Raw genomic sequence first — 628 nt, forward strand, 5'->3', positions numbered from 1 at the left:
CGAATCAGACTTAGCTGAGATCGAGAAGATGGATCTATTTGACTCTGTTTCACTAACAGACAGTAGTGTAAGATCCAAATTAGAATATAGATACAGCTTCGCGATTGATATCCCAGACTACGTTTCCTATGTACCATGGATTGCCAACCGGGTGTCCGTAGAAAACGCAAGAACACTGTACCCTGGTAGAGTAAGCGAGTTCTTTACTGAGCATGAAGAGTGGGGACGTGGTATTCTGTCTAGATACCTTGGAAAAAAGGGATGGAAAATGTTCAAATACCAAACCGGGAAGAATTGGGAAATACTGTCAATAAACTGCCTTCCCAATCTCAGCGAGTTGTTGGGCAACTCTCCAAGGGCATCAATTCATTTTTATCTAATAACCAAGAGCAAGTTGCTGATTCAATTCGAACAATCCTCGGTGGTGCTGCACAAACGGCACTTCCAATAGTTGGACCACTAGTTGTATCTGCGGTGCTATCTCCTGATTTGGAATCTCGAAGAAGAGAGGTTGCTTACGAATCACTCGGTAAGGTTCTTTCAGGAGACATGCTCCCTACAACAAGGAGTGTTATTGAAGAAGAATTGGAGGTGGCACCGATGACGCTAGAGTCTCTTCATTCGTTTC

The 628-nt window shown here is 43.6% G+C and carries 1 protein-coding gene; it reads left to right on the forward strand.

What is annotated here, in order from left to right:
* On the forward strand, nucleotides 1-451 hold a 451-nt coding region (locus tag NKF06_RS20750; protein ID WP_253246475.1), incomplete at its 5' end, for a hypothetical protein.
* Nucleotides 452-628: the final 177 nt, after the last annotated feature.

Origin of the sequence: Haloferax sp. AB510 (genome assembly GCF_024136985.1) — an archaeon.
Taxonomy (GTDB): Archaea; Halobacteriota; Halobacteria; order Halobacteriales; family Haloferacaceae; genus Haloferax.